We start from the raw sequence: 7,964 nt of genomic DNA on the forward strand, positions 1-7,964 counted from the left end.
AAGAGGCTTGAGTTGAGCGGTTGTTGACGAGATTGCGACGCCCTCAACTGCGGTGGTAGCACTCTGGCATATGCCGCAGTCAAGGGCCTCGCGAAGCGTCACAGCACAGCGCTGAGGAACTCCCGGGTGCGATCGTTCTCGGGGTCGTTGAAGATCTTGTCCGGGGTGCCGGACTCGATGACCCGGCCGGAGTCGAACATCAGGACCTGGTCCGAGATGTCCCGGGCGAAATTCATCTCGTGGGTCACGCAGAGCATCGTGATGTCGGTGGTGCGGGCGATGTCCCGCAGCAGGTCCAGGACGCCCGCGACCAGCTCGGGGTCCAGCGCGGAGGTCACCTCGTCGAGCAGCAGCACCTGCGGGCGCATCGCCAGCGCCCGGGCTATCGCCACCCGCTGCTGCTGACCGCCGGAGAGCTGGGTCGGGCGGGCGTCGCACTTGTCGGCGAGACCCACCATCTCCAGCAGCTCACGGGCGCGCGCCTCGGCCTCGTCCTTGGACATGCCGAGCACGGTGACCGGGGCCTCGGTGATGTTGCGCAGCACGGTCATGTTCGGGAACAGGTTGAACTGCTGGAACACCATCCCGATCTTCTTGCGGACCTCGCGGATCTGCTTCTCGGGGGCGGGGAACAACTGCTGCCCGTCCACCGTGATCCGGCCCTCGTCCGGCTTGGTCAGCGTCATCAGCAGCCGCAGGATCGTGGTCTTGCCCGATCCGGACGGCCCGATCAGCGTGACGTGCTTGCCGGCCTGGACGGAGAAGTCCAGGTGGTCGAGGACGGTGTTGTCGCCGAACCGCTTGGTGACCTGCTCGAGACGGATCAGTTCGCCGTTGGAGCGGTTCTCGGCGGGGTTCTTCTCGGGATTGTGCTGGATGTCAGTGGACAAGACGTCGCTCCAGGGCTCGCAGGAGGAGGGAGGCCAGGTAGGAGATGAGGATGAAGGCCACGCCGATCACGGTCAGGGGCTCGGTGAACTGGAAGTTCTGCTGGGAGAACAGCCGTGCCCGGCCGAGCATGTCGAGGACGGTGATCGCCATCAGCAGCGGCGTGTCCTTGAGCATCGAGATCACGTAGTTGCCGAGCGCCGGCACGACGCGGCGGATCGCCTGCGGCAGGATCACCATCCGCCACGTCCGGGTCATCGGCAGGTTCAGCGCCGTCGCGGCCTCCCACTGGCCGACGGGCACCGCCTCGATGCCGGCGCGGTAGACCTGCATCGTGTACGTCGAGTAGTGCAGACCGATCGCGAAGACGCCGGTGGTCAGCGCCGAGAAGGTCAGGCCCCACTCGGGCAGCACGTAGAACAGGAAGAACAGCTGCACCAGCAGCGGGGTGTTGCGGATGAACTCGGTGACCACGCCCACCGGCCAGCGCACCCAGCGCGTCGGCGTGCGCATCAGCAGGGCCCACACCAGGCCCAGGGCGAACGAGATCAGCGAACCCAGGACGAGTGCCTGGAGGGTGACCAGCAGACCGTCCCAGAAGTACGGCATGAAGTCGCTCACGGCGTTCCAGTCCCACTTCATGACACCGCACCTCCGACGCCGGTGGTCTGCGCGCGCTTGAACTCATCGGCGGTCACGCCGCGCGCCGGGGCCTTGCCGACCCCTGCCTTGAGCTTCTTCTCCAGTCCGCGCATCACGCGGGTGAGCAGGAAGGCGATCACGAAGTAGATGAGCAGGATGTACGTGTAGATCTCCGCGCTCTCCTGGAGCGCCAGGCGCACCAGGTTGCCGCTGAAGGCCAGGTCGCCCATGCCCATGATCGACACCAGGGCGGTGCCCTTGAGCAGCTCGACGAGCAGGTTGGAGAACGGCGGAATCATCTCCGGCACCGCCTGCGGCAGCAGGATCAGCCGCATCCGCTGCCAGGGCGTGAAGCTGAGCGCGATCCCGCCCTCCTTCTGCGCCGGGTCGACCGCGCCGAGCGCGCCGCGCACGATCTCCGAGCCGTAGGCGCCGTAGGTCAGACCGAGAGCCAGCGTGCCAGCCCACAGGGGCACCAGCTGCCAGCCGAAGGCCGGGGGCAGCACGAAGAACACCCAGAAGATCATCACGAGCGCGGAGGTCCCGCGGAACACCTCGGTGTAGAGGCCCGCGAGGAAGCGCACGACCCACAGCCGGTGGGTCCGTGCGACGCCGACCACGAAGGACACCGCGGCGGCCAGCAGCGCGCTGAGGACGAGGAGCTGGACGGTGGTCCATATCCCCTTGAGTACGAGTTCCCAGAGTCCCGAGGTCATCCGCCGCAGAGCTCCTTCGCGGTCAGATCCGTCATCTCGTTCTCCGTGAAGCCGAACGGCTTCAGGATGCGGAGCAGTTCACCGCTCTTCTTGAGCTTGGCCAGCTCGACATTGAAGGCGTCCCGCAGCTTCGTCTCGGTCGGCCGGAACGCGAACGCGCCGCCGTCGACGTGCGGTTTGCCGTCCACGAGAGGCGCGAAGGCCTTGGTGGACTCGGCCTTGGCCGACTTCTTGACGACCTCACGGGTGGTCAGCGCCGTACCGGCGAAGACGTCCACGCGCCCGGCCTCGACGGCGTTCAGCCCCGCGACCTGGTCCGGCACGATGAGGATGTCGCCCTCGTCGTACCCGGCCTCGACGGCGTACTCGATCTCGGCGTAGCCGGTCCCGGTGGCGAACTTGGCCTTCTTCTCGACGACGTCCTTGTAGTCGTGCAGGCCCATGGGGTTGCCCTTGCGCACGATGAAGGAGTCGAGCATCTGGTAGTCCGGGTCGGAGAAGATGACCTGTTCACAGCGCTCGGGGTTGACGTACATGCCCGCCGCCACGACGTCGAACTGCTGGGAGTTCAGGCCCGGGATCAGCGAGCCGAACTCGGTCGGCACGGGCTGCACCTTGTCGACGCCCAGCCGTTTGAAGATGACCTTGGCCAGTTCGGGTGCCTCGCCGGTCAGTTCTCCGTTCCTGTCGATGTAGCCGAAGGGGATCTCTCCCGCGATGCCGAGGCGTACGACGCCCGCCGCCTTGAGCCGGTCGAGCAGGTCGCCGCCGTCCTCGGTCGATGCCGTGGCCACGCGTGAGCAGCCGGCGGCCCCCAGCGCACCGAGCGCCGCCACCCCCGCGAGCAGCGACCGGCGCGTGGTCCCAGGTGTGTTTCTGTCGTTCCCATTAGGTGGAGCCATGGCGGCGCGGCTACCCGAGACGATGCGATGTATGCACCCTGGATGGCATGACTGATCGGTTCATCGAGGTGTCACTGGTCAAGCGCGAAATCCACTGCACGGCCAAACTCCTGGACGACCGCGCCCCGCTCACCTGCGCGGCCGTCTGGGACGCCCTGCCCCTGACCGGCGACGTCTATCACGCCAAATACGCCCGCAACGAGATCTACGCCCTCTTCCCGCCCTTCGCGGAAACGGAGCCGCCGCTGGAAAACCCGACGGTCACCCCCATTCCGGGCGATCTGTGCTATTTCGCCTTCGCCGGTACGGAGCTGGGGACCAACTCCTACGGCTACGACCGTGAGGTCCGCCCGGGCACCACGGTGGTCGACCTGGCCCTGTTCTACGAGCGCAACAACCTGTTGCTGAACGGCGATGTGGGCTGGGTGCCCGGCATCGTCTGGGGCCAGATCGTGGAGGGACTCGAAGAGATGGCCCAGGGCTGCAACGACCTGTGGCGGTCGGGTGCCCTGGGCGAGTCGCTCAGGTTCCGGAGGGTGTGAGCCGGGCCACACCGGCCTCGTAGAGCGCGTGGGCCGCCCGCAGGACGAGTGCGTCGCGATGACGGGCGGCCACGATCTGCAGGCCGATCGGCAGGCCGTCCCCGTCCGTGCCGACGGGGACGGTGGCCGCCGGCTGCTGGGTCAGGTTGAACGGGTAGGTGAACGGCGTCCAGCCGGTCCACCGGCGATGCCCCGAACCCTTCGGGACCTCGGCGCCCGCCTCGAACGCCGTGATCGGCAGGGTCGGGGTGAGCAGCAGGTCGTAGGAGTCGTGGAAGCGGCCCATCCGGCGGCCCAGTTCCATCCGGACGTCCACCGCGGCCAGATAGTCCAGCGCCGACATCCGGGCGCCGACGCCGCAGATCTCCCTGAGGCCCGGGTCGAGCGACTCCCGCTGGTGCGGCCCCAGATGCTGGGTCACCCGGGCCGCCCCGGTGAACCACAGGGTGTGGAAGGCGTCCACCGGATCCGTGAAGTCCGGGTCGGTCTCCTCGACGTACGCCCCCAGCCCCGCCAGCCCTTCCACCGCCCGCCGCACCGCCGCCGCGACCGCCGGGCGCACCGCCACCTGGCCGCCCAGGGACGGGGAGTAGGCGATGCGCAGGCCGCGCACCCCGCCGGACAGGGCCGCGGCGAAGGAGTCCGGGGCCGGCGGGAGCGCCGACCAGTCGCGGGAGTCGGGCGCGCCGATGACGTCCAGGAGCAGGGCCGCGTCGGCCGCGTCGCGGGTCATCGGGCCGACGTGCGCCAGCGTGCCGAAGGCACTCGCGGGGTACAGCGGGACCCGGCCGTACGTCGGTTTAAGGGCGAAGATGCCGCAGAACGCGGCCGGGATACGGACACTGCCGCCGCCGTCCGTGCCCAGCGCCAGCGGACCCGCGCCGAGGGCCACGGCCGCCGCCGCGCCGCCGCTGGAGCCGCCCGCGGTGCGGGTCGGGTCGACGGGGTTGCGGGTCACCCCGGACAGCGGCGAGTCGGTGACGCCCTTCCAGCCGAACTCGGGCGTGGTCGTCTTGCCGAGGAACACGGCGCCGTGCGCGCGCAGCCGCGCCACCGAGGGGGCGTCCTCCTGCCAGTGGCCCTTCTCCGCGACGGTCTTCGAGCCCCGCAGCGTCGGCGACCCGCGCAGCAGGAGGATGTCCTTCACGGTGACCGGGACGCCGTCGAGCAGCCCGGCCGGCTCGCCCCGCCGCCAGCGCTCGGCCGACTCGCCGGCCCGCGCGAGGGCCTCGTCGGCGGTGAGCCGTACGAAGGCGTTGACCTCCGGCTGGATCCGCTCGGCCCGCTCCAGCGTCGCGCGGGTGGCGTCGAGGGGGCTGAACTCTCCCTTGCGGTAGCCGTCGAGGAGTTGTACGGCGGTCAGTGCGGTCAGGTCCGTCATGGGGGCGCCCTCCAGCCGTTGACGTCAGCGTCCGGGTACATACCCGCGCTGTTTGTCGACCACGTTCAGCAGTGGTCTGCCCGCCACCCACCGCTCGTACAACTCCACGAACTGCCGCCCGAGTTCATCCCGCCAGCCGATGGTGTCCCCGCTCATGTGCGGGGAGACGATCAGGCCCGGAAGCCCCCACAACGGGCTGTCCGGGGTGAGGGGTTCGTGCTCGAACACATCGAGCGCGGCTCCCGCGATCCAGCGCTTGCCGAGCGCCTCGGCCAGCGCCTCCTCCACCACCAGCTGCCCGCGCCCGACGTTGATGAACCGGGCCGAGGGCTGCATGACACCGAACCTGCGCAGGTCGAACATGCCGTGCGTCTGCTCGGTGAGCGGTGCGACCGAGATCACCCAGTCGGCTCGGGACATCAGCCGGTCGAGATCGTCGGGACCGTGGATCCCGGTGCGCGGCACCCGTCCGACCAGCGCGGTGGTGACGTCGAGGGCCTTGAGCGTACGGACGATGGCCCGTCCGATGGGCCCCGACCCGACCACGCACGCGCGCGTGCCCGCCACCCGCTGCCCCTCGCGGTGCCGCCACTGCCGGGCGCGCTGGAGGTCCAGGGTCCGCGGCAGGTCCTTCGCCATCGCCAGCACCAGCGCGGCGACGTACTCGGCGATCGGCTGGTCGAAGATCCCGCGCGCGTTGGTGACCACGGTGTCGGACTCGGTGAGTTCCCGGCACATCAGGTGGTCCACGCCCGCGCTCGCCGTGTGCACCCAGCGCGGTCTCGGGCCCTCGCCGGGCCAGGCGTGGCGCACGGCGTGCGAGGTGAAGTCCCAGACCAGCAGGACGTCGGCGTGCGGCAGCCGCTGCGCGAGCGTCGACTCGTCCGCGTGCTCGACACGGGCGCGACCGGTGAGGCGGCCGAGGCGCGGCAGGGGCTCGGCGTCGAGGACCAGGAGCGTGGGCGGAGGGCCGGAGGCGGGGGAGGCGCCGGGGGCGGGTGAGGTCATTCGGGGTCGCTTCTCCAGAGGGGTGCGAGGGCTGTGTCCCGGGGGTGTGCGGGGGCCGTTTCTCGGAGTTTTACTGGAAGGGATGGCCGTCTGACATGCGAGGTTTGACCACGCTCGCACCCGAACCTACCTTCGTCAACACGGGCGTACGTACGGTCCGTTGCTCACCCGTATCTCGTAGTGAGGGCGGTGCCAGCCATGGACGCCATGGACATCTCCTTCCTCGGCGGCCCCCGCCCGCAGCGCGGTGTCGGAGTCGTCGCCCCCTTCGACTTCGCGTTGGACCGCGAACTGTGGCGCTGGGTCCCGGACGAGGTCTCGCTGCACCTGACCCGGACGCCCTATGTCCCGGTCGAGGTCAGCCTCGATCTGGCCCGTCTGGTCAGTGAGCACGAGACGCTCAGCGACGGCGTCCACACCCTGACCGCGATCGCCCCCGAGGTGGTCGCCTACGCCTGTACGTCCGGCAGTTTCGTCGGCGGCATCGCCGGTGAGCGGGCGATGTGCGAGGCGATGACCCGGGCCGGCGCGGTGCCGTCGGTCACCACCTCCGGGGCGCTGCTGGAGGCGCTGACCGAGCTCGGGGTACGACGGGTGGCGCTGGTGACGCCGTACACGGTGTCGGTGACCCGGGCGCTGGAGCAGTACGTGGCCGAGGCGGGCGTCGCGGTCACCGGCTGCGCGTTCATGGGGCTGACCCGGCACATCTGGAAGGTGCCCTACCGCGATGTGGCCGACATGGCGCGCCGGGCCGTGGGCCGCCGCCGGGCCGACGCGCTGTTCATCAGCTGCACGAACCTGCCGACCTATGACGTGATCCCCCAACTGGAGGCGGAGCTGCGCCTACCGGTTCTCTCGGCCAACCAGGTGACGATGTGGGCTGCGTTGCGCAGGGTGGGTACTCGCGCGGTGGGGCCTTATCAGGCGTTGATCGATCCGGCGGCGAGGATCGATCCGGCGACCCCGAGCGGGCCCGTGCTCCCGGACGTGCCGGATGTTCCCGAGCAGGAACAGCAGTAGAAAGGCTGACATGACCGCACTCGGATTTCTCTACCCGGGCCACTCCGCCGAGGACGACTATCCGCGCATCGAACAGCTGCTCGCCAGCGACATCCGGCTCGACCTCGTGCACACCGACATCGGCGAGGACGCGCACCGGGTGGACGCCCTGCTGCGGATGGGCTCCGCCGAACGCCTCGCGGCAGGCGTGGAGGCGCTGCGGCTGACCGGCGCCGAGGCGGTGGTGTGGGCGTGCACGAGCGGCAGCTTCGTCTACGGCTGGGAGGGCGCCCACGAGCAGGTGCGCAACCTCGCCGTCAGGGCCGGCATGCCGGCGTCGTCGACGTCCTTCGCCTTCGCGCACGCGGTACAGGAGCTCGGTGTGCGCAGGGTGGCGATCGGGGCGACCTACCCGGACGACGTGGCCGCGCTCTTCGCCGGGTTCCTGACCGACGCGGGCGCGGAGGTCGCGTCGGTGCGCGGCTCCGGCATCATCACGGCCGCGGAGGTCGGCACCTGGGGCGAGGCCGAGGTCTTCGCCCTGGCCAAGGAGGCGGACACGCCCGACGCCGAGGCGGTCCTCCTCCCGGACACCGCCCTGCACACGGCCGCCCACATCCCCGCCCTGGAATCCGAACTCGGCAAGCCGGTCCTCACCGCCAACCAGGTCACCGTCTGGGAGGCCCTACGCCTGACAGACCGCCGCGTGAACGCGCCCGCACTGGGAGAACTGTTCACACGGGAGCCGATCGTGCAGGCCTGACGCACAAACGACCCCCACGTCTTTCGGCCGGCCGACAAAGACAGGCGGTCCGCACTTTTCAGGCCGTCCGGCGCTCGGGGACGGGCCGGCCGGCACCCAATTTCAGCCTGTCCGGCGTTTGAG

The 7,964-nt window shown here is 69.9% G+C and carries 9 protein-coding genes; 3 read left to right on the forward strand and 6 right to left on the reverse strand.

The window, feature by feature from the left end:
• Positions 1-98: 98 nt before the first annotated feature.
• From ehuA to ehuB, 4 genes are read right to left on the reverse strand one after another with little or no spacing between them, the layout of a single operon-like run.
• Complete coding sequence (ehuA, locus tag ACGFW6_RS35590) at positions 99-890, reverse strand: ectoine/hydroxyectoine ABC transporter ATP-binding protein EhuA (protein ID WP_393519512.1); 792 nt, start codon at positions 888-890, stop codon at positions 99-101.
• On the reverse strand, positions 880-1,530 hold the full coding sequence (gene ehuD, locus ACGFW6_RS35595; RefSeq protein ID WP_393519515.1) for an ectoine/hydroxyectoine ABC transporter permease subunit EhuD: 651 nt from the start codon (positions 1,528-1,530) through the stop codon (positions 880-882). The genes ehuA and ehuD overlap by 11 nt, the downstream gene beginning before the upstream one ends.
• Complete coding sequence (gene ehuC / locus ACGFW6_RS35600; protein ID WP_359050574.1) at positions 1,527-2,246, reverse strand: ectoine/hydroxyectoine ABC transporter permease subunit EhuC; 720 nt, start codon at positions 2,244-2,246, stop codon at positions 1,527-1,529. Before ehuC ends, ehuD begins: the two co-directional genes overlap by 4 nt.
• Complete coding sequence (gene ehuB / locus ACGFW6_RS35605) at positions 2,243-3,148, reverse strand: ectoine/hydroxyectoine ABC transporter substrate-binding protein EhuB (protein WP_393519519.1); 906 nt, start codon at positions 3,146-3,148, stop codon at positions 2,243-2,245. The genes ehuC and ehuB overlap by 4 nt, the downstream gene beginning before the upstream one ends.
• A gap of 47 nt (positions 3,149-3,195) precedes the next feature.
• Between ehuB and ACGFW6_RS35610 the strand changes: the two genes are divergently transcribed.
• Positions 3,196-3,690 (forward strand): DUF3830 family protein, encoded by a 495-nt coding sequence (locus ACGFW6_RS35610; protein WP_393519522.1) that lies wholly within the window; start codon positions 3,196-3,198, stop codon positions 3,688-3,690.
• On the opposite strand, the gene ACGFW6_RS35615 is transcribed toward ACGFW6_RS35610, so the two are convergent.
• Positions 3,671-5,071, reverse strand: coding sequence for an amidase (locus ACGFW6_RS35615; RefSeq protein ID WP_393519525.1), 1,401 nt, complete (start codon positions 5,069-5,071; stop codon positions 3,671-3,673). The genes ACGFW6_RS35610 and ACGFW6_RS35615 overlap by 20 nt on opposite strands.
• A gap of 24 nt (positions 5,072-5,095) precedes the next feature.
• The gene (locus ACGFW6_RS35620) at positions 5,096-6,079 is read right to left on the reverse strand and encodes a D-2-hydroxyacid dehydrogenase (protein ID WP_393519528.1); all 984 of its coding nucleotides are present in this window, start codon (positions 6,077-6,079) and stop codon (positions 5,096-5,098) included.
• A gap of 207 nt (positions 6,080-6,286) precedes the next feature.
• Here ACGFW6_RS35620 and ACGFW6_RS35625 point away from each other — a divergent pair, with 207 nt between their 5' ends.
• On the forward strand, positions 6,287-7,099 hold the full coding sequence (locus ACGFW6_RS35625; protein ID WP_393519543.1) for a decarboxylase: 813 nt from the start codon (positions 6,287-6,289) through the stop codon (positions 7,097-7,099).
• A gap of 10 nt (positions 7,100-7,109) precedes the next feature.
• Positions 7,110-7,841 (forward strand): decarboxylase, encoded by a 732-nt coding sequence (locus ACGFW6_RS35630; protein ID WP_393519531.1) that lies wholly within the window; start codon positions 7,110-7,112, stop codon positions 7,839-7,841.
• Positions 7,842-7,964 lie beyond the last annotated feature (123 nt).

Source organism: Streptomyces sp. Y7 (assembly GCF_043195415.1).
Taxonomy (GTDB): Bacteria; Actinomycetota; Actinomycetes; order Streptomycetales; family Streptomycetaceae; genus Streptomyces.